Source organism: Longibacter salinarum, from assembly GCF_002554795.1.
GTDB lineage: Bacteria > Bacteroidota > Rhodothermia > Rhodothermales > Salinibacteraceae > Longibacter > Longibacter salinarum.
Genome location: NZ_PDEQ01000002.1, coordinates 242,407 through 265,828 on the forward strand (window position 1 = coordinate 242,407; position 23,422 = coordinate 265,828).

Genomic DNA, 23,422 nt, shown 5'->3' on the forward strand with positions numbered 1-23,422 from the left:
ATGTCCAGCATGCTTCTAGTACTCGTTCAGAACAGACTCGAGTTCGTCGATCTGTTCCGGTGTGGCGCGGTCGGCGTCAAAGCTGCCACTCACGGACATGTCCGATGTACCGAAGGGATGAACCGCGGAGAAATTGAAGTCGCCCGTCATCTTCGACTCCGTCGCCGTTGAGAGGTTGAGCGTCCCGCTTTTCGAGATACCCAGGTTCGGCATGTCGCCTCCATCCGAGTAGATGTATACGCCCGTAAACTTCTCCGTACTCTCGGAGCCATCTCCGATATCGAACGATCCGGTTCTTGGGAGTGCGTCGCCATCCCGGCCGATCGCGACGATGGTAGTATCCGATGACGTAACATTAAACATTACGATCGAAAAGGCGGGTTCGGTCTGGTCAAGATCATTGCTCGTGGCGAAAAGGGAGTTTCCACTGAAGTCGCCTCCTCCGCCGCTAGCTCCTGATACGGTAACATCTGCCGATCCGCCGAAGGACATACCGTCGTCCGAGTCGCTCGAATCACAGGCAGTCAGGCCCATCGTGAGCGTAACCGCGAGAAAGAGGGTGAAAAGAAAGGACGTTGCACGCGTAGCCATGGGGGGAGTCGTGTACTGAAGGGGGTAGAGTTAGTGCCAACTATTTAATGCCAGCCGCCATCTCATTTACGCGACTGTAATGGTATAGGCGTAAACCCGATGGTAGAGCGGACACGTCCCCTTTCATGGTATGCGCTTGTGCGATGGATATTGAGGAGAAAAGCAGTGATTGACCGGTATGTCGTGGCCTGCGGTAATCGTCTAGATGATCCTGGAAGAATGTCGGTGCGAAACGTGTGAAGAGAACACACCGTCTTAATTCCGTGAGTGAAGGACACGCCAGTTCACCGTCTAGGCAGGCACACCCCGTCTGTGAACACCACCCATGATGGAGCAGGGGCACGCTTTCGATTTGTCGTACCGAACTAACGATTTCAACGACGTATGCCTGTCGAATATGACATCGACTTCCGAAGCCAGCCGGAGGCCTATCGGTACTCCTCCGACGAGCGCGGGGTGTTCAAGGTCGAGCCGTACAAAAGCGAGCTCTTGCCGCACTGGTCGTACGTAGATGCAGAGGCAGCGGAGAAGTCCGTGGCGGCGATCCAGTCACGTTATCTAACGTACCGGGACGCGAACGACTTTGTCGGGATGGATATGGCCCGGAAATACCTGCAGATGGGATTCACGCGGGCGATGCGATATGCAAAGTATCCCGGCGGAAAGAAGTACGACGACGACGGGGAGAAGCGAGAGCCTCAGGAGTGGGCGGATCCGGATAAGCGCGAAGCCGCAGTCATCTTTCGCCAGGCATGGCAGGAGGTGCGCGAAGACGATCTCTACCAGGAACGGAAGCAGCGCCACGTTGACGAGGTGTTCGAGCCGGAGGTCTCGCCGATGTAAGATTGCGAATTGGGGATTGCGGGTTGTGGATTGGGAATCGAATCGAGTTTCGGATGCCCCCAACGGACGCGCAGCAATCCAATCTACCATCCACAATTAACGATCAACCTCCCGCTGTCCGCTCAAAGTGTTCAAGTAGAAGCCGATTCACGCGGTCGGGGGCATCATGCTGGACCCAGTGCGTGGCCTCGGGAATCATCTCAAGTCGACCGTCTCGGCACAGATCGACGCTCGGTTGGGCCATTGACGCTTTGAGTGCGACGTCCTGTTCCCCCCAGATCACCTGTGTTGGCGCCGGAATGGACGATCGGTCCGGACGCTGTCGGAGTCCTCGCCGGGCGGCCGCGCGGTACCAGTTGATCATCCCGGAGAGAGCACCCGGTGTGCGCCAGCTCTCGACGTACCTTTCCTCATCGGCGGCCGTAAACGTGTTCCGGTGGCCGGAGGCGCGAAGCATCTTGCGAAGGCCGGCAAAGTCGTTTCGACGGAGCAGCGCTTCTGGCAGCCACGGGATCTGGAAGAAGAAGATGTACCAGCTTCGCGAGAGCTGATCGAGATCCGACGTCAGCGTGTCGATGAAGACGGACGGATGCGGTACGTTCAGGATCGAGAGGCTCTTCAGCCGGTCGGATGCTGTCGACGCAAGATGCCATGCGACAACCGCTCCCCAGTCATGCCCGACGACATGGACGCCGTCTGCCGGCGAACGGGCGATCGCATCATCAGCTAGGGAAACGACGTCTCCTGCCAGCAGGTCAAGGTCATAGGCAGCGACGGACGCCGGCTTCCCACTTCGATTGTAGCCCCGTTGGTCGGGGGCGATGACTCGGTATCCCGCATCCGCCATAGCAGGGATCTGGTGTTTCCAGCCATACCACATCTCGGGAAAGCCGTGGAGGAGAATCACGGGTACGCCGTCTTCTGGACCTGCTTCAACCACGTGAAGTCGGACGCCATTGGCGGACACGTAGCGGTGTCGGAGATCGGTCGCGTCAAGGGGCGGCATGGCAGTCGATTATCTGTCGGGGTGGGTGAGACGATGCACGGTCAGGCGGCCTAAACCTACACGGACGAAAATAGCGACCGGAGGGTGTCGCCATGGAGCCGATGACCGCCGTCGAAGCGGTGAATGTCGGTTGGGATGTCGTATGCCTCAAGGACGCGAGTCATGCGCTCCAGTCGATTCGGAGTGATCCACGAATCGTTGCTTCCGACAACGATCGTAAGCGACATGTCCCGTAGCCGCGGTGCATGCTCGTCAAGATCGAGGTCCTGTGCCGGTGCCCCGGCCCATAGAATTAGCCGGTCAACGGAGGTCGAGCCAAGCAGCGCCCACCGCGAGGCCGTGGCTGCTCCCTGCGAAAATCCGACAACCGTCCGCGTGTTGGGCGTTTCTTCTGCCGAAACGGAGGTGGCGACGTCATCGAGGTACCCGACGTAATCATCGATTTCTTGCTCGCGATCACGCCGCGTCATCCACGATGCACCGACCGTTTTATGCTCGCCCATCTCGTCCGTGTAAAACCGCGAGAGGGCCTCGGGCGCGACGATGTACCGCCCGTCCGTTGCAATTCGCTCAAAGGGCCGGATAAAATCGTCAGCTTTCTGGCCGTAGCCATGCAGAACGAAGACATGTTCGGGCGCGTCCGGGTTGCCCAAACAGCAAATTCGGGCTGTTCGTGAGACGGTGAGCGTGCGTCGAGTACGTTCGGGCATAGGCGCAATTGCTGGCAAGAAGAAGGCGTCTTGCAGTGATGTCCGGCGGTGCTCCAATTCAGTCAAGGGAGGCCAGGAGCTCCAGAGCCTTCTCGGCGCTTGGCACGATGTGTACGACCTCCTCGGCGCGCTCTCGAGCGAAGTGTTTGTCGAAGAGCTCGTCGAAGAACTGAATGAGCGTATCGTAGAATCCGTCCGTGTTAACGAGGATGATTGGATGGCCGTGATAGCCGAGATTTCGAAGCGTCAGGATTTCCATGAACTCCTCGAGGGTGCCGTATCCGCCGGGCAGCACAACGAAGGCGTCGGATCGGTCGTAGATCGTCTGCTTCCGTTCGCTCATTGTGTCCGTAATAATAAGCTCATCGGCGAGCGTGTACAGACCCTCTCGCGATTCCAGTTTGCGAGGAATGACACCGACCACGCTGCCTCCGTTCTCCGTGGCGCTCCGCGCGGCGGCTCCCATCAAGCCCACATCTCCTCCGCCGTAAACGAAGGTGTACCCGAGATGGGCGATGCCGGCGCCGAGCGTCTCGGCAATGGGCGGGTAGGACGAGTCGATGGCATTGCTGGAGGAACAGAAGACGCCAATGTGCGGCATGGGGAAGAGGGGGAAAGGGGGAGAGAGGGGGATAGGGAGAGAGAGCTGATCGTGGGCCCAATCCGACCAACGATCAACGACGCACGATCCGACTTTGTGTGTCAGCGGGGTCTCAGGTTGCCGACGGCTCTCTGGATCGGTCCAGCAGGTAGAAGGCGGCGACCACGAGGCTGTTTGTGATGCGTCCGTTCACGATGAGGGATGGAATGGCATCTAGATCGACGAGTTCGATGTCGATCACTTCCGTGCCGTCGAGGGCCTGTGGGCCGTCGCGGTAGGCATCCCACGCGCAGATCGTATAGCAACGATTGCTCTGGATTGCAGGATTCGGAGCGACGTCTCCGAGTGACTCGTATCGTTCCGCAACGTAGCCGGTCTCTTCGCGCATCTCGCGGACGGCCGCCGCGACAGGATCCTCGTCCCCCGGGTCCATCATACCGCCCGGAATCTCGAGCGTGACCGTATCGGTGCCGGCGCGGTATTGCCGGACACAGACGACCTTGCGATCCGACGTGATCGGGATCACGTTGACCCAGTCCGGTGCGTCGATGACGTAGAAGTCGTGGGCCTCACCGGTTTCGGGTGACTTTAGCAGGTGACGAAATACGTCGAATACGCGGAAGTTGCCCAGGTGCGATCGATCGAGCAGGGTCCAGGAGTCCACGGTGCAAGCCCTTTTGCGAAGAGGATCGGTGAATCTGTAGTCCATACGTTGCGTCCAGAGGAATGTATCCACATGCGGCCGGCTTTTCCCAATTCGCTAATCCACCGTGAGCGACGATCTGGCTGTGGTGCAAGGTGCGATTGCGTAGCAGAAGATTTCCGAGTATTAGTAGAACGTGATGTAAATACACGCACGGTAAAAGGCAGTAGAAAATGAGTCTTTATGGGGTTATGTTGAAGCCGTGGGACGACGTTGCAATCACTCGATCTTTCCCTGATCCTCCTTCTTGATGATGCATCACGCTACAGCAGAAACACACTATTGGATACGGGCCTTGCGCAGCCTCGGGTTGCTTCTATTTTTTCTGTCTGTGTTTTCGATCGAGGCGCAGGCGCAGACGCGTTCTGTAGACCTGAAGCGTCTCACCGGAAACGATGCCATTACGATCGACGGTCAGGTCGACGACCTTTGGGATGATGCTACCATTTCACCGATCGATCGGACGGTGGACGGCGTGTCCGGGCCGACCGATGCGAGTGATCTGCAGGCTCAGTGGCGGGCCGCCTGGGACGATACGAACCTCTACATTCTCATCGAGGTCACGGACGACCAGGTGAACGACGACAACGAGGCGAATGATGGTTTTGGAGTCGACGATGACTCGCCCGAGTTATACATCGATCTGGATCATGGCGGGAACGCTTCGCCCGGCAGCTCACGGCCAAACTGCTACTACGATGACAATGACTATCAGCTGATTTTTGAGGACGATATCACGTACCTCGGGTACTGCAACTTCGGGGGCGATTCGAGCGGCGATGATATGCCGGCCGTCACGTTTGCCGAGTCCGGGACTGCCAGTGGATATCGTGTCGAAGCATCCATTCCATGGACGGCGCTCGGCGCATCCGCTCCGACCGCTGGTGACGTGATCGGCATCGACGTTCACATCAACGACGATGACGATGGAGGTGGACGGGATCACAAGCTGACCTGGAACGACGAGGGTACAGAAGAGGCGTTTGGCCAGCCCGATTCCTTTGGCGATGCGACGTTGACGGCGACACCTCTCCCGGTCGAAATCGCGTCATTTACCGCCGCATTGAATGAGGGAACCGTGGTCCTGGAATGGGCGACGACGTCGGAGACGAACAACGCCGGGTTCGATGTCCAGCGCCGTGTCGCTGATAAAGGCTGGACGACCGTCGCTTCCGTCGAGGGGGCCGGCACGACGACAGCAAAGCAAACATACCGTATCGCCGATACTGACCTTCCATTCGACGCATCCCGGATCGCGTATCGTCTACGGCAGGTCGATGTGGACGGCACGGCGACATTCTCCGATGCTGTTTTTGTCGACCGAACGGCAGCCCAGCGGTTGCAGCTTCGCTCTGTTTACCCGAACCCGGCCCAGTCCGAGTTCACTGTGGAATTTGAGGTCCCGGAGACCGTTGCCAATGTGCAACTGACGCTCCACGATATGCTTGGCAGGACCGTTCGGACGTTCGCCGTCGGGGCGACCGGGCGCACGGCCAGGCAAGTCAAGCTGGACGGTCTCGCGTCGGGAATTTACCTGCTTCGACTCGTCGCTGGAGACCAGGTTCAAACGCAAAAAGTCGTCGTGGCCCGGTAGAATCAAAGGATAACGACGTACGAAGCCCCGGCGGGTCAAGCGTCGGGGCTTCCGTCGTTCAGGGTGAACGCAGACACTCACGCTAGAAGGAGGGCGATACCCGCCACAAGAGCCGCACCGGAGCTGACGACAATAGCGAGTACGATGGTGTCTCCGTGTTCTGGATACCGTTTTTGGATCATCCGCACGATGTGAAGCATGGTCGGCCGGGAAAAGTAAGAGGGATGTGTTTAATTAATTATACGATTCATGCTTATCCCTGGTTACAGAAAAAAACACCATGAGCGATGAGGCGGCCATCGGCATTCTGGTATTTGACGACATCGAAGAACTTGATCTTGCCGGGCCCTGGGAGGTGTTCTCCGCTTGGGGAGAGACGGGCAGTGGTCCGCCATGCGTTGCGATCGGAGCAAGCACCGATCCGGTACGGTGTCGCTTCGGGTTGACGGTGACGCCGGATGTGTCCATCGGGGAGACTCCGCCGCTTCAGGCTGTGGTGGTCCCCGGGGGCGATGGATCCCGACAAGCCGCCAAGAATGCCAACCTCATCGAATTCGTACGAGACGTGTCGAAGGACGTGCGCGCGGTGCTGTCCGTGTGTACCGGCGTCCGAGTTCTTCGAGCGGCCGGTCTTCTAAGGGGGCGAACAGTCACGACGCACCGTGAGGCGTTTGGTGAAGTGCGGGCGTGGCCCGAGGCGGACCTCGATGAGGACGCTCGGTACGTGCAAGACGGCTCGATCTGGACCTCGGCTGGCGTAACGGCGGGCATCGATCTGGCGCTGGCTGCCGTAGAGGCCTGGTCAACGCGGGAGGAAGCGGACCGCGTGCGAGCGTATCTCGAGTACGCCGGTGGTCGGACGGAATAGGCCAAGATCAGAACGGTGAATCTCGTTTCTGGGACGCCAGCCATGTGAACGAACGTCGATGTGTATCACGATGGTGCGGTAACAACGACAACGCCGAACGACGGGGCCTACACGGACAACATCAACCAGCGAGGCGGCGGTAGCTACAGCGATCCGGTCTGCGACGCTGGCACGAGCACGTGCTCCGCAAGCACGACCGTTACTTTCGGAGCCCCATTGTGTCTCGTAGCGACGCATAAGCCCCGGTGGAGCGATCTCCTTCGGGGCTTTTTGTCGTTGAGTTAAATCGGGTTGCGTTCGAGCGTGAACGTGGCATGAGATGGACGAGACCGGGGCCGCCTGCGAACACTACCCCTCTTTCGTTTGACCCGCAATCTGGAACGGGTGAGATGGGCCCGTTCGAACCTCGATGGTTTCGTATGGCATGGCAACCCCGGCCGTGGTAAGCGCCTCAAACACCCGCTTTCGGAGGTCGAATTGTTCCGCGAGATGGTTGTACTCGTTTCGGTACCAGGCCTGAAGTTGCAATTCCACGTTGTAGTCATTCAGCGCGGTCACGACTACGCGCGGCATCGGCTCAGACAGGTAGTCGGGATCTTCCATCACCAGGTCCAGCAGGATTTGCTCCGTTCGATTCAGGTCCTCCTCGACATCAATCGTGACGGAAATATCGAGCCGAACGTGCGGAAAGTTGGTGTAGCTGGCCACGACGGAGTTTACGATCGTCGTGTTGGGAATGGCGAGCATCCGTCCGTCGGTTGTGACGACACGCGTCGATCGAAGAGTAATCGTATCAACGCGGCCGTAGCTTCCTTCCACCTCCACGAGATCGTTGATGACGAAGGGACGGTCCCAGAAAATTAGCAATCCGGAGATGAGGTTGGACAGCGCATCGCGAGCTGCGAAGCCGATGGTGAGACCGACGATGCCGAGGCTCGCGAGAAAGGCAGTCGCGTCAATTCCGATGCTGGCGAGCGCCTGGATGAGCCCGATTCCCAGCAAAACGTACTTGACGATGGTTTGGATGAAGCTTGCCGTGGTCTTGTCGATCGTCGAGCGGTTCAGGCCGCGCTGCAGAGCGACATTGATCAGTCTCCAGAGAACATAAAACACGACAAAGACCAGCCCGCCGACGACCACATTCGCGAGCAGGTCGGCCGTACCGTCGGCGAGCGTCTGCGGGTTCAGGTCCGAGCGCAGACGTTCGATGATACCGGAGAAAAAAGATTTCATGTCGCAGGTAGTCGTATCGTAGGAATGGGTACAACATAACGGCTCCTGCAGCGATCGACAATTGGGGGGCGCGGAAAGACGTGGATTTCGTGCTCCGCCGATGTTGTCTTTCACCCCATCGGAACGTCACGATAGCAGGTGATCCTAGGTCGGATGTCAAACAGGCCCTTCGACAGAATGTGGAAATCCACTACATCCGTAGACCTGGTATAGACGTAGATTCACGGCCGAATGCCGCATCGAGATGCGGTCAGTCGACAAATATCTACACGTCACCATGAAACGACTTCTTGTAGCACTTGTCACAACGCTCATCTTTGTCACCTCGCCGGCGATAGCCCAGGATCGGTTTGGCGCTGAATTTCGCGCCGGAGCGCATTTTGCAACTGAGGACGTCGGCGAAGCAGATCTCAATACGGGCTTCGGCACCGAGTTCATTGTATCGTACCGATTCCTGCCTCAGTTCGGATTGTACGCCGGTTTTGGATACCACCGGTTCACGTCCGACGATACATTCGGCGGAGATGATGTCGTTCTCGAGGAAACGGGATACACGTTTGGTGTGCAGTTCGAAAACCTTCTGCCGGATCGCAGCTTTGGCTACTTCCTACGGGCCGGAGGCCTTCTCAATCACATGGAGTTTGACACGGAAAGTAGTGATTTTAGTACCGACCACAGTCTCGGCTGGCAGGTCGAGGTCGGACCGCTCTTCACGTTTGGAAATCAGTGGTCCATCAAACCGGGCATCCGGTACCACTCGCTCTCGCAGGATGTAGACGTTGCCGGGACGGAGTTCGAGGTGGATCTAACGTACATTAGCGTCGGCGCGTCCGTTGGATGGAGGTTCTAGCACGGTCCTTTCCGAGTACGGGTGGCTCGGTTACAAAACGGAGAGAGAATCAAGGGCAAAGATCGGAGGGATTTGAATTCACTTCCGGTCTTTGCCTTTATTCGTTGTAATTGTTGAATGCTTTGCCCTGGCAGAGTCGTCGTGACCATCGTTTGTGAGTGGCAGATGAAACACGCGATGCCACTCCAGTTGTCGCAGGCTATTTTTCCGGTTGGTCGCCTCGATTGCGCATATTCAAATGCGTGACGTTCACAACCTGTTTGGCGGATGGATCGCGATACGCAGAGACCGTTGTTTGTGCCTATTAGTTGGACGAACGGTGAGCCTTTTGCGATGACGCAGTAGATGCGGTACGGAGGGTCAACCGAGTCGTTTATTGTGAGCTTAGCGAGGACCGACCGTCAGGAGGTCCGTAACCGTTGGATCGCTGAAGGCTGTCCGCCAAACAGGCTCTCGATTCCTCTCTCCGTGCTTGCTCGATTTCTGAATCTCCCCCATGTTGAGAACCCTGAAAATGGGATGCGGTCATCTGATCGCGCTACCCCTTCTCGCTGCAGCCATGTTTGCTGCTCTACTCCTGTTTGGGACCTCTTCGTCCATGACGGGCGAGGAAATTGGTGTATTTACTGCGGTCGTTCTTGGGTGTGGTGGGATTGGAACGGGATTGCTAATCTATCTCTGGAACGATTCGTCGTCCGCGGCCGAGGACGGAACGCTTTCCGAAGCATCGATGGAGGAGGTCGAGCCCGAAGACGTCGAGTCGGATTCTATTGTCGATGTGGCGCGGGATGAAAAGGACGACGCGAGAGGCGGCCGAAAGTCAGTCGATTCCGGTGTAGATCCCGAGTCGGACGATGCGCAGGAGCCGGGTTCTGAAATCGATCGGCTGTCCTCCGACGAGGAGCCGTGGACCGTTCGGGAAGAATGGAGGAACGGAACGATTTCGTCCGATCGTTCGACCTTCGAAGAAATAGCCACGGGTCGTACAACCACGATCATCGGTACGGGTGCTATTGTCGTTGCAAGTGGCTTATTGGCGCTGTCGGTCTGGGGGGGCGAAAAGCAGTGGATCCTGGCCGGCGTGTTCGGTGCGCTCGGCCTGCTGACGCTGACTATCGGTCTGTACCGAATGCGGCAGCGACTGCGCTTTGGTGCGTCGACGCTCAAGCTCAATCCGCATCCCGGTGTGCTGGGCGGCCCGTTCCGAGCCGTCCTCGAAACGGAGATCCCGGCCGATCAGGTCGTGGGCGAGGGCGTGCGGGTAAAGCTGTCGTGCTACCGGCGTCGACTTGTCGCGCGCGGTCGTGGGGAAAGGGATGTCCGACGCGATTTGCTCTGGCGTGACGAGAAGCAGATGCGTCCCCTGCCGTCGTCGGGGGAAACCGTCGACGTGCCCGTGAGCTTCGACCTGCCCGCCGACCGCCCGTCGTCCACGCCCGAACGTACGGATGTGCGGTACGAGTGGGTGTTACGGACAACCGCCGCCGTCCCCGGTGTGGACTACACGAGCGTCATCGAGGTACCCGTTTTTCCGGTCCCGCTCCCTGAAGCCGACAGCGTCCCTCACTACGACGAATTTGAGGTCGACTACGACGAGGCGTCAGCTCGTGGAGAGGCAGACGTGGAACGCCTGCCGGGAGGAGGGCTTGATATTTATTTCGGTCCATCTCGCCATCCGTGGTACATCGCCGCATTCACGGTTCTGACCGCGGCATTCGGGACAGGAGGCTATTCTTTTCTCCTGCACGCGCATGTTTTTTCGGGTGTCGTGTTCGGGATGGTCGCCCTCCTTTTTGCTTGGGCCACGTACAACTACGCAACGCATCGGAGCCGCATCACCGTAACACATGAGGGTGTGAGGATTGAGGAAGGAGCCCTGGGAATGAAATCGACAACGCAACTTGTAGCCGACAATGTCGATCGGGTGACGGTTGCGCCGTCCGCAAATATGTACCAGCTTCACGTTCATCGCGTACGGCCGGCACGGGATGATACAGTGAGCACAACGCGCCGTATGTTCAGCAACCTTGGGATCGGGAGGCCGGGCTCGGGAGAATCTTGGAACGCCTATCTGGAGCGACGTGGCCTGACGGGACATCGCGTGGTCGCGGCTCGTCTTCTAGCCGATCACGCAGAGGCCGAATGGCTGGCGTCGCAAATCGAGCAAGCGGCGGGCGAAATGCTGAGATAATATCCAATCGCTCGCTCAGTTGGATGTGTCAGTGCTGTCTTTGAGCGCTTCCGCTTCGCGATCGGTGATGGACGCCGGACTGCGGAGCGTAGCTTCGAGTGTCTCGGCCGTCCGGAAAAGTAGGTCTTCGGCGCCGGGCGCACACATGAGTTGAACGCCGGGGACGAGACCGGTACTGCGATCCCTTCTTGTCCAAACGGGCACACTGATCGCCGGCAGGTTCATCGCGTTCGCGAAGATCGTCGGGGTGAACAGCTTGCGGACGCCGGGCCGCGCCATGTACGATGCCGCCCGGCCGTGCTTCATCGCCAGCGCGCCGTTCGTCGGGAGCAGGAGCAGACCGTCATCGCCGAGGTGTTCACGTATGGTGCGGCGGTGGCGAATCAGGCGAGATTGACTGCGCACGGCCTCCTCGTTCGACGGTCGCATCGCCTGCATGCCGAGGAGGAGGCGGAGGAAATGCCAGTGCACGGTTGGCGAGCCGGTGGCGTGGCGAAACAGCTCCATGGGCACCGACAGGTCCTCGCCCTCCGAAGTCTGGAGGCCCTTCCAGAAAAAGCGATTATAGTCGCGAATGATGACGTTGAGGAAATCGCTGTAGATGCGCCCGGCGGGAGGGAACGCAGACGGTTTTTCGATCTCATTGCCTTCATCGGCGAGGGCACGCGCGGCGTCCGACCAGGCATCGTCGATCACATCCTCGCGAATCTCCATCTCGAAGTCCTGCGGCACGAGGATGCGAGGCGTCTTGACGTATGACGCTGGGACGGGCTCATCCGCAATGATTTCGTACACGAGGCGTGCATCGCGCACGGACCGTGTGATCGGCCCGAGCGACATCATCGTGTCGGCAAAAAGCTCCGGCGCATTTGGGTCGCGAGGAGGCCACGTTCCATTCGGGTCGACGCGACCGGAGGCTGGCTTAAAGCCAACGACGCCGCAGCAGTGCGCCGGGTAGCGGATCGACCCGCCTAAATCCGGTCCCATGCCGAAAGCAACGCCGCCCGATGCAACGAGGGCGGCATCTCCTCCGCTGGATCCCCCGGGAATGCGGTCGGGCGACAGCGGATTATTGGTTTTCCCATATCGGAGGTTCACCGTCTCGTGTGTCATCGCAAACTCCGGGACATTGCCCCGAGCGAGGACGACGGCGCCGGCTTTTTTCAGTCGCTGCACCACGATGGCATCCTGAGACGGGAGATGCTCGGGCGCACGGACGGACCCGGCGGTGACGGGTTCACCTTTCAGGCCATACGTCTCCTTGATGCTGATCGGCACGCCTGCCAGGGGGCCTCCGCTCGCGGCCTGTCCCTCGGCCTTCGCCCACGCGCTCTCGCCCAGCACATCGACGGCGGCGTTCAGTGTGTCATCGAACCGTTCGATGCGCTCGACATGCAGCTCGACCACCGACTCGCCGGATCGGGCACCCGACCGGATGGCCTCAGCAAGGTCTGTCGCGTCCGGAAACTGCCGGGGATCGACGAGAGGAGCGGACATCGCGATTGTGGTGGATTGTGGATTGTGTATTGGAGTCACGGACAGGCGTCCGGCGAACTCACCCGAGGAAAAAGCAGTCGGCCATTCACGATGGACGGAGCACCGACCGTCGGGAGGTCTGTACCTCTGGATGGGCGAAGGCTGTTCGCAAAACAGGTTCTAATACTTCCAAACCTCCAAACCTTCAGACCTTCACACGTCAATAGCCGCGCGGACCGCATTCCTCGCCTGTGCAAGATGCCGTTCTTCGTGGGCGATCGTCGCTTCATACCAGGCGCCCAGGCTGATCGAGACGATCGGGACGGCGGGAGATGCGACGCGTACGTTGCGCAGGTCGAGTCCGGTGGAGCGTTCGCAGCAGTGGATCAAGTCGTCCTGAAGCTGAAGGAATTCAGTCGTGACCGCGTGTGGTTCGAGGGTGTTGTGAGCATCGGGGGCGTACGACGCGGGCGCCGGAATCGAAAGCCGCGAGGACGGTTGCATGAGTCGAATCATCATGCGACTCACGAAGCCGTATTCGAATGGCCCTTCTCCGTATGGACCGTTCTCTTCCGCATCATTGATTGACCGTTCCATGCGCGCGAGCAGGAGCCAGCCAGCCGTGTTCAGATGGTCGAAGCACTGAATGGCAGACCACGCATCCGGCGCGGGCGGCGTGTTCAAAATCTCGTCGTCTGTGCCATGCACGAGAGCCTCCGCGTTGGATTTGATGTCACGGAAACCCTGGAGGTACCGCTCGATCTGAGGCGAGGCAATGTCGGGGCTGGGCATTCGGGGAAAGGTCTATCAGAAAAGAGGCTACTCGACGGGAGGAGAGAGCTCGAGGAGCCCGTCGTTCACGAGATGCTGAACGAGCGACAGGAAGGCGTCATCGTCCAGATGGGGAGTGAGCTCTCTGGAGGGGATGAATTCCGTGCCCGTCAAAAGCGGAGCGGCGAACGCAATCTCGTCTCCGAGGAGGATCTCCGACCCGTTGGCGAAGAGGCTCGCCGTTCCATCGTCGTGGGGGATGAACGCGAGGTTTGTCGCCGGGCCGCGGCGAAGTCCCTCGCCCGACCGTATGGCTTCGGCGATCTCGCCCGCAGAAACGTCCTCGGGGAGGGGCATCGCGAATCGGTCCCGTTTGGGTTCCGTCACGAACGCGCCGAACCACCGGTCGATCGTGTCGTCGTCTTCCGTGAGACTGCGAAGGAGGCCACGGATGGACGCAAGCGCATCGGCCGAGATTTCTCCCGGCTCATCGGGGACGGTGAGGTCGGGGTCGCCGTAGCGCGCGTCCGGGTCGATCCGTTCCATCGCGTACTGCATGAAGTCGGCGATGAGTTCTTCGTGGCTCGGCGCGCGGAAGCCGATCGAATAGGTCATGCACTCATCGTCGAGCGACACGCCGTGGTGTGCCACGCGGGGGGGAAGGTAGAGCATATCGCCCGGTTCGAGCACGGCCTCGCGGTCCGCCTCGAAGTCCTTCAGCATGCGAACATCGAGGTCGGGCACAATCTCTTCGTTCTGGACCGGCTCCTCGCCCCATTCCCACCGGCGCGTGCCTTGCCCTTGAAGCAGGAAGACGTCGTAGTTGTCGATGTGGGCGCCGACATTTCCGTCCTTTGGCGCGTAGCTCACCATGACGTCGTCGATACGCCATTTCGGGACGAACGCAAAGGCATCGAGAAGGTCAGCAACCTCGGGGATGAGGCGGTCGACCTCCTGGACGAGCACGGTCCACTTCGACTCCGGAAGGCTCAGGAAATCCTCCTCGTCGAACGGGCCAAAGCGAAGCTCCCATGGCTTCTCGCCGCCCTCTTCGAGAATCAGGCGGCTCTCGACACCCTCTTCGCACGCGAGTCCTGCCAGTTCGCCTGGTTCCAGTGGCGATTCAAAGGTGGGCAGTGCGCCGCGGATGAGGAGCGGCTTCTTTTGCCAGTACTCGTTTAGAAATGTTTCCGGCGAAAGATCTCCGAGAAGGGTCGAAGGAATGGGCATGGAGGAGAGGGGGAGGGCGAGGTGCGAAATGCTAAGGGCGAAATGCGAAGGGCGAAGGGCAGGCGTTTTCGCCTTCTATCGTCTGTGGTAGGGCATTAGCCGAGCAGGTACATGATGCCTTTGATTGCGGGCCAAAGCATCAGGAGGACGAGGACCCACGCTACCCAGCGGGTGCTCCTGGCGCGTTCGGGGAATTCGTAGCCGCAGTACGGGCAGACGTCCACGTCGCCGTCATCTTCGTATTCGAGTGCACAGGACGGGCATTTGCTATATTCTTCGGGCATAAGACGGGATTCGGATACCACGCGGATCGAGAACGAGCTCGCATTTACATCAGGTGCGAAGCAAGTTCTTTTAGCAGCAGTTCCGCATCCTCGTCTGGAATATCATTCGGATCGAAGCCAAGAGCGGCGATATCGTCGTCGATCTCGGGCTGGGCGGATTCGAGATCGAGCGAGCGAAGAAGGACCGCCGCGGCACCGGTTGCGATGCCGGTGATGAGCAGAGCTTTCAGAAAGCGGGACATGAGGGGTCGGGCCTGTGGTTGAGTCGCGTTCGAGGTGCAAACGCCTGCTCTGTGGAGGGGTTCGTCCGTTGATAGAAAAGAATGGCACCCGGAGGTGTGGTTGTTCGGACTGGCTGAATCCTGCACCGCAGCCATGGGTTAACATCCGGCATGTCCTCCGTTGAATCGTTTCGTCCCTCGCTGTCGATGGCTCTTACACTGACTTCTTCTTTTCGCGTCCGGTGGTTCACCTTTCTGGTCATCAGCCTTCTATTTTTCTCTGAGGCGGTTCCGGCTTGGGCGCAGTCCGATGAGCCGAGTGTGGTCATTGCCCGCGTGAAATACGGGGGCGGGGGCGACTGGTACAGCGATGAGCAGTCGTTGCCAGAGCTTTTGTCGTTCGTTCGCGAGAACACCTTGCTCAGTGTGGCCCCCGAGGCGGAGACCGTCGAACTGACGAGCAACAACCTTTTTGCCTACCCCTACCTCTATCTTACGGGGCACGGTAACGTATCGCTCTCTCCGTCGGAGGTCGAGCGTCTTCGTCAGTACCTGGAGGGCGGCGGGTTTTTACACGTCGATGACAACTACGGCCTGGATGAACACATCCGCCGCGAGCTAAAGAAGGTCTTTCCAAACCGCGAACTGGAAGAGATTCCCTTCGATCACCCGATCTATAACATGCGGTATCGTTTCCCGGACGGATTGCCCAAGATTCACGAGCACGACGGGAAGGCACCGCAGGGCTTGGGAATACGAGACGATGCCGGTCGGATCATGGTGTTTTACTCGTACGAGTCGGATCTTGGAGACGGATGGGAGCCTGCGTCCGTTCACAACAACTCCCCGGAGAAGCGCCAAGCTGCCTTGCGCATGGGAGCAAATATTCTCACGTACGCGATGACGCATTAGAACCTTGTTTCATGGCCGGATCTTGAGCTGATATGAGCCAAGGAACGGTCGAGGGTTCACGTCTCTGGCCCGAACGAAGGTATCTTCGGATCCGATTGCAGGAGCCACGGTGGGTACGGTTCACGAAGCTAACGTGCTGCGGGCATAGCGAGGACCGACCGTCGAGAGGTCCGCACTCTTGGCCGGCCGGAGGCTGTTTGCCAAATAGGTTTTAATGCGTATGGGAAAATATTCCCCAGTATCGGTACAGACGTCCCGGCAATATCTCCCTGCGCTCGTGAGTGCATGCCGCGGCTGCAGTGGTGCTCCTGCCCTGACGCATGATTCATCTTATATCGCTTCAACGACGTTCATCCACGGACATCGTCGAATCTGGTTGGTTTGCCAGGCCAATGCCTCGAGATGTCAATATGGCCTGACGCAGATGTTGGAATTTGGCGAGAGGCTATTTTAGCGTCCCTGGTGCTGCTTTCGTGAAGCACGTGTTGGAGGAGCGCTTGATATGTCGGATACTCTAAAGGTCTACCTCAGGAGTGTGAGTGCTGTGTAAGAACTGAACATGCAGCGGACTCTTCCCCGTGGTTCTTCGTTATGAATGATCGGCACGCAACTTGTATGTACTGCCCATCACGAAGGACACGAAACAACCCCAGACCTCTATCATGGCTACGGAATCGGTTGGCGTTCAGATCGACGCATCTCTCCTTGAGCGCGCCGCGCGCATTGCAGACAGCGAGGGCCGGAGCGTGGAAAGCCTGATCGAAGACCTGTTGCGTCGTCGCGTTTCTTCCCTCAAAGAGTACACGGGTGCAGAAGACGTAGTGGACGAGTCTCCAGAGGATCGGACAGCTGAAGATGCTTCGTTAAACGAGGTTTGGGATCGGATGAACCGCTCGCTGCAGGACGGCCCCGACCTTGGCTTTGGCGACTCTCGGGCGGCATAGTTGGACTGCTCGCCGCGTCCTGGCGTTACGGCGATACATATTCAGATTGACAAGAAGCCGGTTGTCCTTCGGGATGCCGGCTTTTCTATGTCCCCGATGGCTTGACAGGAGAGCGACCTCGCAGGTGTACTACTCTTCCCGTTCCTGTTCACGACGGGGAAGCTGTTTGACTGTGCGAGGTTTGTCCGAATCTGTCACCTCCACAATGGGCGTTTCAGATGAGGAAACGGGACGAATCCGTGCGTTGCGCGTGGCGATGCGCGCCAGCACAACCGGCCAGAGTCGCGGCATCAATCGGGTGTATGCGAATCCCAGAATGATCACCCCAGCTAGGCCCAAGAGGCCGCCCCACGACAGGACGTATACCGGCCAGATGGCGGCGCGTATCAGGCCCTGAATCCAGTTGGCGCTGATGGGCAGGAGGAGGTCCCACAGCATCATCGCCACATCGTGCGCGAGAAACGCGAATGGGTCGGCATAGGCGCGAGTCACGGCTCCGTTCCAGGCGTCTGGCTGAAGCCAATCCGCGTCACCGAGCTCGCGAATCTGGTAGGCGACAAAGGTAATGGTCGCTACCAGTCCGTAGAATCCTCCGCCGAACGTCGGCACCCCCCAAGCGACAAGTCGGCCTGCCGTCAGCACCATGGTTGATCGAGGCGTCTCACGGAGCGAGGTATGGGAAATATTTGACTGGCGGAGGCGCGACCGGGCGACCTTCAGTATGATGAAGAGTGGGATGCCGATCATGACGACCGCCTCGATGAACGCTTCCCCGCGCCCGACGGAGAAGGAGAGAGCGAGCGCCAAAGCAAACCCGACCAGTGCGAGGCGACGCCCGGTCATTCGCGAGCGGATCGCTTCTGGAAGCCATGACGGACTGCGAAGTCTGAGCGCCGAAGTAGTCTCGCCTTGAATGTCCTCGTTGGTGTCCGGCACGGAACGCTCCGATGAGGTGGCCGACGAACGGTCAGTCGACTGTTCTGAAGTCACAGGATGTCTGTTGCGGGTCATGGCAGAACGCGACGGGTTCGTTCATGCGCGAAATGATTAGTGCATGATACGGATTATCGCGGTCTGTGTCATCACCTGTCCGTCATCTCAGGCGTGGAGAGAAATATGCTTGTCTCGTACGGTGTGTCCGGACAAGCGCACGGCCCTCTGCTCAAGAGAGCCGAGAACGAGCTCTCAGGAGGACTGAAAGTACCGGTACAGGACATCCGGTGGGCAGAACCCGGTAAAGGCGCTCTGGATGACGTTGATACTGGCGAAAACCGTCAGCAGGTAGCCCCAGTCGGGACCGAAGTAGCCGATTGCGAGGCCGATGAGACTCACGACGCCAGCGAGGACGCGGACGATCTTTTCGCTGGTGGAGGGTACGTTGCAGATGCGCATAGGAATCGATGGTTACGTGATCTTGCTGGCGCGAGGGCTGATTTCGCTCTCGATCCCGAGAACTCAGATGCTCCGGTCAACGGGCATTTCGAACGCTCGGACCGGGTGTTTCGGGTCGGTCTCATGGTTGAGTTCCGCGATCGCGTCAAGCAGGTGTTCGGCTTGATCGGACGGAAGGAAGGCCCAGGTGAGCGTCGAGTAGGCGGGATGCGAGGCGTGCCCGAACCATCCGACATCCACGGCCGACGGCGTCTGGGTGTGATGATAGCCTCTGATATCGATTTCGCTGAAGACCTGGATCGAGTGCTCCCGGTACATCCGGTGCAACTCCTCCCGATTCGAGTCCAGGCTCATGACGGCAACGAGTTTCATGGTTGATTGTGGATTGGGGATTTCGAATTGCGAATTGTTGGGGCGTTGGAGCGTTAAGACGTTGGGACGCTAGAACCTTGAACCTTGAACTCTGAACGTTGAACGCCTTCGCTGGGGTCGCTGACGAGGGTCGTATCGTCCAGCTCGTTGCGGAGCATGAAGTAGATCAGCGGGACGATCAGGAGCGTAAGGGCTGTCGATGCGATCGCGCCACCCATGAGAGAGATCGCGAGTCCCTGGAAGACAGGATCGAAGAGGATCACCACGGCGCCAATGACGACAGTACCTGCGGTCAGCAGAATGGGGCGCGTCCGTACGGCACCCGCCTCGATTACCGCTTGCCGGAGCGGCACGTCGTCGGCCAGCCGCAGGTTAATGAAGTCGATTAAGAGGACTGAGTTACGCACCATGATTCCGGCTAAAGCAATGAATCCAATCATGGAGGTGGCGGTGAAGAAGGCCCCGAGCATCCAGTGGCCGAGCACGATGCCGATGAGCGACAGCGGGATCGCGACCATCATCACGAGCGGCACCAGGAGGTCCTGAAACCACCCGACGATCAGGATATAGATGATCAGCAGGACGACGGCGAAGGCGATGCCGAGATCGCGAAACACCTTGTAGGTAATGCGCCATTCGCCGTCCCACTTCAGCGAGTAGCCGTCGGTCGCGAACGGTTGGTCGGTGTAGAGCTGACCGAAGCCGTAGCCGGCGGGCGCATCGATCGCCTCCAGCTTCTCCTCCATGTCGAGCATGGCGTAGATGGGGCTCTCAATGTCTCCAGCGACGTCGGCCATCACGTAGACGACCCGGCGCTGATTCTTGCGGTCGATCGACTTATCTCGGACGCCTTCTTCGACGGTGACGAGGTCCGCGACGGGAATCATGGCGCCCGTCTGCGACTGCACGCGAACGTTCTTCAGATCTGCAAGACTCGACCGGTGCTCCTGTCCGAGTCTTAGGTGCACGCCGACCGGTGACCGTTCCTCGGGAAGGTGCATCGTCGTCACGTCCTGTCCGCCGAGGGCAAGGCGCATTGTCTCGGAGATGCGGGCTGCGGGCACACCTGCTCGCATCGCCTTCTCCTTATTGACGTTGAAGGTGTACTTCGTCTGATCGTCTTCGACGCGCCAGTCCACGTCAACGACGCCTTCTGTTTCCTCGAACACCTGTCGTACGCTGTCGGCCAGAGTGACCTGCGTGTCGAAGTCGGGGCCGTAGATTTCCGCGACGAGTGTGGCGCGCACGGGCGGCCCCGGCGGCACCTCGGCCACTTTCACGCTGGCATCGTACCGCGACCCAATCTCCGCGAGGGGGGCGCGCATCCGTTTGGCGATCGCGTGACTCTGCTCGTTCCGGTTGTGCGCGGAGGCGAGATTCACCTGGATGTCGCCCTGGTGTGGGGCGGAGCGCATGTCGTAGTGGCGAACCAGTCCATTCAGGTTGACGGGCGCGGCGTCACCCGCGTACGTCTGGACGTCGACAACCTCCGGCTGCTTCGTGAGGAAGGCCGACATTTCTCGGAGGACGGCATCGGTACGCTCCAGCGTTGTGCCTTCCGGCATGTCGACCACGACCTGAAACTCATCCTTGTCGTCGTACGGCAGCATCTTGACCGTCACCACCCGGAAGTAGAACAGCGACACCGCGCCGAGCAGGAGCACTGTGGTCACGCCGATGAACGACCAGCGCTTCCACGGGCTGTTCAGCATGGGCTCGATGGTCGCGGCGTACCAGCGGTAGATGGCCGTTTCCTCGAGATTGTAGTCGGATTCGGAATTGTCTTCCTCCTCGTCATTTCCGCCGGCAATGAGACGGTAGGCGAGGTAGGGGGTGATGATCAGTGCTACGATGAGGGAGAACGTCATCGCCATCGACGCACCGATCGGCATCGGACTCATGTACGGACCCATCAGGCCGCTGACGAACGCCATCGGCAGGACGGCGGCGATCACGGTCAGGGTGGCGAGAATGGTCGGGTTGCCAACCTCGTTGATGGCGGCGATGGCCGACTGGAATTTCGGCAATCGCTTCATTTTGAAGTGTCGCTCCATGTTCTCCGCGACGATGATGGAGTCGTCCACCACGATACCTGTCACGAAGATGAGCGCGAAGAGGGTGATCCGATTCAGCGTGTAGTCGAAGAAGTAGTAGACGAAGAGCGTCAGTGCGAAGCTGATCGGCACCGAGAGGAAGACCACGAGGCCGCCGCGCCAGCCCATGGCGAGGCTCACGATGATCGTGACGGCTGCGATGGCACCGAGAAGGTGGATGAGTAGCTCCGAGACTTTGTCCGACGCTGATTTTCCGTAGTTGCGCGTCGTGGTCACGCTCACTTCGTTCGGGACGAGCGTCGATTCCATCACCTCGACCTTTTTCAGCGCTCGTTCGGCGATCGTCATCGCGTCCTTGCCGCTTCGCTTGGCAATGGCAACGGTTACGGCCGGGCGGAGCCCACCGGTACGTTGCTCAGCCGACGTCGATTCCGTCTCCGCGTTGTCGGAATGTCCGGCTCCGTATCCGAAGGAGACGTACTTCTTGGGTTCGGCCGGTCCATCCTGCACGTCAGCGACCTGACGCAGGTACACCGGACTGCCCTGGTGTACACCCACGACGAGGTTTTTCACCTCGTCAGCGGAGGAGAGGAAGGCACCGGTTTCTACCATGAAGGACGTATCGCCCTTCTCGAACGTACCGGCGTCCATCTGCTGGTTGGCAGCCTGGAGCTGCTGGGCGATCGAAGGTGGATCGATCTGGTAAGCGGCCAGGCGGTTCGGGTCGAGGGTGACGCGCATCGTTCGCGCGCGTCCACCGTGTACACTGACATCCGCGACGCCATCGACGGCCTTCAGGTCCATCGCCATCTCTTCGCCGATCCGCCGGAGCTGGTAGTCGTCGTAGTCCTCATGGTCGGCGTGGAGTGTGAGCGTCAGCACCGGGACATCATCCACGGCCCGCGTCTGAATCAGCGGCATGCTGGCGCCGGGCGGCATCTGGTCCATGTGCTTGAGCATTTCCTCGTAGAGCTTCACCATGCTCTCCTCGGAACGCTCCCCGACGAAATAGCGGACCGACACCAGCGCTTGCCCGGGCATCGAGGTGGAGTAGACGTACTCGACGCCTTCGATATTCGTCACGAGGCGCTCCAGCGGTTCAGCCACGCGGCGCTCGACCTCCTGTGGGGTTGCGCCGGGATAGCGAACCGCGATGTCGGCCATTGGGACCTCGATCTGCGGGTCCTCTTCTTTCGGCGTCAGCCAGGCGCTATAGAGGCCGATGCCGAGGAAGGCGGCCATTAGCAGCGGCGTCAGTTTTGAGTTGATGAAGCCGCGTGCGATACTGCCGGCAAGTCCGTTCGTCTGTGCCATGGTGAGGTGCGGGATTAAAATCGGTACGTGCGAGCTCGCTCAGTCACGAGCCGCAGGGCGCGGAGAGAGGGCGAGAGAAGAGTTTATTGCGTGCGAACGGTCTGGCCGTCCAGGATTCGACCGGTTGCGTCGGCGATGTAGGTTTCACCTGGACGCAGGCCCGAGAGAACCTCGATTCGGTCGCCTCGCTGTTCGCCAACGCGCACCCAGCGTAGGAGGGCGGTGGAGTCGTGTACGGCGAAGAGCCCCGTGAGCTGGCCCCGGTGGACGATCGCGTCCGCGGGGACCGTCAGGGTTGGGGCTTCTTCCACGGGGTACAGGACTTCTGCATACATGCCTGACTTGATATCCCCGGCATCGTCCCGGTTCAACTTGACCTGTACCTCGAACTGACGGCTCGCGTAGTTGCCGCCGGGATTGATCTGCGTGACCTCGCCGGACAATGTGGCGTCATCTGCGGCGCCAATCTCGACGTTGACGGATTCGCCCATCTTGAAGCGGTTGATCTCGGCTTCCGGCACCTGTACGACGGCCTTCAACTCGTCCAGCGTCTCGACGACGAGCAGCGGTCGGCCCGGCGTCGCTAGGGCGCCTTCCTCGGCACGTTTCTCCACGACGAACCCGTCGATCGGGGAGGTTATGGTCGAATAGTCGAGCGTATCGTTGATCTCCGCCAGCTGGCTCTCCAGCGCCTCGACGCGTGCTTTGGCCCGTTCAAAGCCCGTCTCCGCATCGTCGAACTCCTTTTGTGTTGCGCTATCCTTTGCCTTTAGCGACTCGATCCGCTCGAAGTTGGTTTTCGCGTTCTTCAGCGCAGCACGTGCTTCCTGGAGCCGAGCTTCGACCTGTCGTTTCTGTGCGCGAACGTTCTGGCTGCGCACCTGAACGAGCGTCTGGCCGCGGCGGACGCGGTCACCGGCCTCCACGTCGAGTGACGTGATCGTCCCCATCATCTTGGTTGAGAGCGGAATGCGGCGGGCGCCCTGAATGGTGCCGCTGTATCGGTAGACGGTGGGCTCCGCCGATTCGGCTGCGACCGCGGTCGTTACAGACATCGGCTCTGCATCGGACGGATCTGTCGACTCCTCGGAGCTGCAGGCGGAAAACGTGAGCGCGGAGGCGAGCAGAAGGGCAGCAAGTAAGCGGGAAGGGGTCATTGAAATGTGGATTGTGAATGGTGGATTGTGGATTGGAGCGGATTCAAACATTTCGGTTTTCGACGAAAGTGAGAGGCGAAATCCAATCAACCACTCACTACCAAC

Annotated in this window: 24 protein-coding genes; 7 read left to right on the top strand and 17 right to left on the bottom strand. The window is 59.4% G+C overall.

The annotated features are described in order from the left end of the window. Nucleotides 1–15: 15 nt before the first annotated feature. A complete protein-coding gene (locus CRI94_RS04515) occupies nucleotides 16–591 on the bottom strand; it encodes a hypothetical protein (protein ID WP_098074481.1) in 576 nt (191 codons plus the stop codon). 384 nt (nucleotides 592–975) lie between these two features. Here CRI94_RS04515 and CRI94_RS04520 point away from each other — a divergent pair, with 384 nt between their 5' ends. Continuing rightward, the gene (locus CRI94_RS04520; RefSeq protein WP_098074482.1) at nucleotides 976–1,434 is read left to right on the top strand and encodes a DUF4385 domain-containing protein; all 459 of its coding nucleotides are present in this window, start codon (nucleotides 976–978) and stop codon (nucleotides 1,432–1,434) included. A 103-nt stretch (nucleotides 1,435–1,537) separates the two neighbouring features. Here CRI94_RS04520 and CRI94_RS04525 read toward each other — a convergent pair whose 3' ends face one another. From CRI94_RS04525 to CRI94_RS04540, 4 genes are all read right to left on the bottom strand, one after another. Further along, complete coding sequence (locus CRI94_RS04525; protein ID WP_098074483.1) at nucleotides 1,538–2,440, bottom strand: alpha/beta fold hydrolase; 903 nt, start codon at nucleotides 2,438–2,440, stop codon at nucleotides 1,538–1,540. A 56-nt stretch (nucleotides 2,441–2,496) separates the two neighbouring features. Beyond that, nucleotides 2,497–3,150: an alpha/beta hydrolase gene (locus CRI94_RS04530; RefSeq protein WP_098074484.1), complete on the bottom strand. Its 654-nt coding sequence runs from the start codon at nucleotides 3,148–3,150 to the stop codon at nucleotides 2,497–2,499. A 58-nt stretch (nucleotides 3,151–3,208) separates the two neighbouring features. Further along, complete coding sequence (locus CRI94_RS04535) at nucleotides 3,209–3,751, bottom strand: LOG family protein (protein ID WP_098074485.1); 543 nt, start codon at nucleotides 3,749–3,751, stop codon at nucleotides 3,209–3,211. 112 nt (nucleotides 3,752–3,863) lie between these two features. After that, complete coding sequence (locus CRI94_RS04540) at nucleotides 3,864–4,415, bottom strand: NUDIX hydrolase (RefSeq protein ID WP_245846069.1); 552 nt, start codon at nucleotides 4,413–4,415, stop codon at nucleotides 3,864–3,866. 370 nt (nucleotides 4,416–4,785) lie between these two features. On the opposite strand from CRI94_RS04540, the gene CRI94_RS04545 reads away from it, so the two are divergent. Continuing rightward, complete coding sequence (locus tag CRI94_RS04545) at nucleotides 4,786–6,048, top strand: T9SS type A sorting domain-containing protein (RefSeq protein WP_179862162.1); 1,263 nt, start codon at nucleotides 4,786–4,788, stop codon at nucleotides 6,046–6,048. A 77-nt stretch (nucleotides 6,049–6,125) separates the two neighbouring features. Here CRI94_RS04545 and CRI94_RS17995 read toward each other — a convergent pair whose 3' ends face one another. Next, nucleotides 6,126–6,248: a hypothetical protein gene (locus tag CRI94_RS17995; protein WP_281253289.1), complete on the bottom strand. Its 123-nt coding sequence runs from the start codon at nucleotides 6,246–6,248 to the stop codon at nucleotides 6,126–6,128. An 80-nt stretch (nucleotides 6,249–6,328) separates the two neighbouring features. Here CRI94_RS17995 and CRI94_RS04550 point away from each other — a divergent pair, with 80 nt between their 5' ends. Further along, nucleotides 6,329–6,916 (top strand): DJ-1/PfpI family protein, encoded by a 588-nt coding sequence (locus tag CRI94_RS04550; protein ID WP_098074488.1) that lies wholly within the window; start codon nucleotides 6,329–6,331, stop codon nucleotides 6,914–6,916. 348 nt (nucleotides 6,917–7,264) lie between these two features. Here CRI94_RS04550 and CRI94_RS04555 read toward each other — a convergent pair whose 3' ends face one another. Continuing rightward, on the bottom strand, nucleotides 7,265–8,149 hold the full coding sequence (locus tag CRI94_RS04555) for a mechanosensitive ion channel family protein (protein ID WP_098074489.1): 885 nt from the start codon (nucleotides 8,147–8,149) through the stop codon (nucleotides 7,265–7,267). 277 nt (nucleotides 8,150–8,426) lie between these two features. On the opposite strand from CRI94_RS04555, the gene CRI94_RS04560 reads away from it, so the two are divergent. After that, a complete protein-coding gene (locus CRI94_RS04560) occupies nucleotides 8,427–8,999 on the top strand; it encodes an outer membrane beta-barrel protein (RefSeq protein WP_179862163.1) in 573 nt (190 codons plus the stop codon). 559 nt (nucleotides 9,000–9,558) lie between these two features. Beyond that, nucleotides 9,559–11,190 carry a hypothetical protein gene (locus CRI94_RS04565; protein WP_179862164.1) on the top strand — a complete coding sequence of 544 codons (1,632 nt, stop codon included), beginning with the start codon at nucleotides 9,559–9,561 and terminating at the stop codon, nucleotides 11,188–11,190. 15 nt (nucleotides 11,191–11,205) lie between these two features. On the opposite strand, the gene CRI94_RS04570 is transcribed toward CRI94_RS04565, so the two are convergent. The 5 genes from CRI94_RS04570 to CRI94_RS04590 all read right to left on the bottom strand — a co-directional run bounded on the left by CRI94_RS04570 (nucleotide 11,206) and on the right by CRI94_RS04590 (nucleotide 15,193). Next, the gene (locus CRI94_RS04570) at nucleotides 11,206–12,687 is read right to left on the bottom strand and encodes an amidase (protein ID WP_098074492.1); all 1,482 of its coding nucleotides are present in this window, start codon (nucleotides 12,685–12,687) and stop codon (nucleotides 11,206–11,208) included. Between the two features lie 192 nt (nucleotides 12,688–12,879). Next, the gene (locus CRI94_RS04575; RefSeq protein ID WP_098074493.1) at nucleotides 12,880–13,458 is read right to left on the bottom strand and encodes a DinB family protein; all 579 of its coding nucleotides are present in this window, start codon (nucleotides 13,456–13,458) and stop codon (nucleotides 12,880–12,882) included. A 27-nt stretch (nucleotides 13,459–13,485) separates the two neighbouring features. Continuing rightward, on the bottom strand, nucleotides 13,486–14,667 hold the full coding sequence (locus CRI94_RS04580; protein ID WP_098074494.1) for a cupin domain-containing protein: 1,182 nt from the start codon (nucleotides 14,665–14,667) through the stop codon (nucleotides 13,486–13,488). A gap of 95 nt (nucleotides 14,668–14,762) precedes the next feature. Continuing rightward, nucleotides 14,763–14,951, bottom strand: a complete 189-nt coding sequence (locus CRI94_RS04585) for a Clp protease/crotonase-like domain-containing protein (protein WP_098074495.1) — start codon at nucleotides 14,949–14,951, stop codon at nucleotides 14,763–14,765. A 44-nt stretch (nucleotides 14,952–14,995) separates the two neighbouring features. After that, nucleotides 14,996–15,193, bottom strand: coding sequence for a hypothetical protein (locus CRI94_RS04590; protein WP_098074496.1), 198 nt, complete (start codon nucleotides 15,191–15,193; stop codon nucleotides 14,996–14,998). A gap of 186 nt (nucleotides 15,194–15,379) precedes the next feature. Here CRI94_RS04590 and CRI94_RS04595 point away from each other — a divergent pair, with 186 nt between their 5' ends. Both CRI94_RS04595 and CRI94_RS04600 read left to right on the top strand, forming a co-directional pair. Continuing rightward, nucleotides 15,380–16,084, top strand: coding sequence for a DUF4159 domain-containing protein (locus CRI94_RS04595; protein ID WP_098074497.1), 705 nt, complete (start codon nucleotides 15,380–15,382; stop codon nucleotides 16,082–16,084). Nucleotides 16,085–16,746: 662 nt separating this feature from the next. Further along, complete coding sequence (locus tag CRI94_RS04600) at nucleotides 16,747–17,028, top strand: hypothetical protein (protein WP_098074498.1); 282 nt, start codon at nucleotides 16,747–16,749, stop codon at nucleotides 17,026–17,028. 129 nt (nucleotides 17,029–17,157) lie between these two features. Here CRI94_RS04600 and CRI94_RS04605 read toward each other — a convergent pair whose 3' ends face one another. From CRI94_RS04605 to CRI94_RS04625, 5 genes are all read right to left on the bottom strand, one after another. Beyond that, nucleotides 17,158–17,964, bottom strand: a complete 807-nt coding sequence (locus CRI94_RS04605) for a hypothetical protein (protein WP_098074499.1) — start codon at nucleotides 17,962–17,964, stop codon at nucleotides 17,158–17,160. Nucleotides 17,965–18,213: 249 nt separating this feature from the next. Beyond that, entirely contained in the window at nucleotides 18,214–18,420 is a 207-nt protein-coding gene (locus CRI94_RS04610) for a YgaP family membrane protein (protein WP_098074500.1), read from the bottom strand. 63 nt (nucleotides 18,421–18,483) lie between these two features. Beyond that, nucleotides 18,484–18,792 (bottom strand): hypothetical protein, encoded by a 309-nt coding sequence (locus tag CRI94_RS04615; protein ID WP_098074501.1) that lies wholly within the window; start codon nucleotides 18,790–18,792, stop codon nucleotides 18,484–18,486. A gap of 53 nt (nucleotides 18,793–18,845) precedes the next feature. After that, entirely contained in the window at nucleotides 18,846–22,160 is a 3,315-nt protein-coding gene (locus tag CRI94_RS04620) for an efflux RND transporter permease subunit (protein ID WP_098074502.1), read from the bottom strand. Between the two features lie 83 nt (nucleotides 22,161–22,243). After that, on the bottom strand, nucleotides 22,244–23,317 hold the full coding sequence (locus CRI94_RS04625) for an efflux RND transporter periplasmic adaptor subunit (protein ID WP_098074503.1): 1,074 nt from the start codon (nucleotides 23,315–23,317) through the stop codon (nucleotides 22,244–22,246). Between the last annotated feature and the right edge of the window lie 105 nt (nucleotides 23,318–23,422).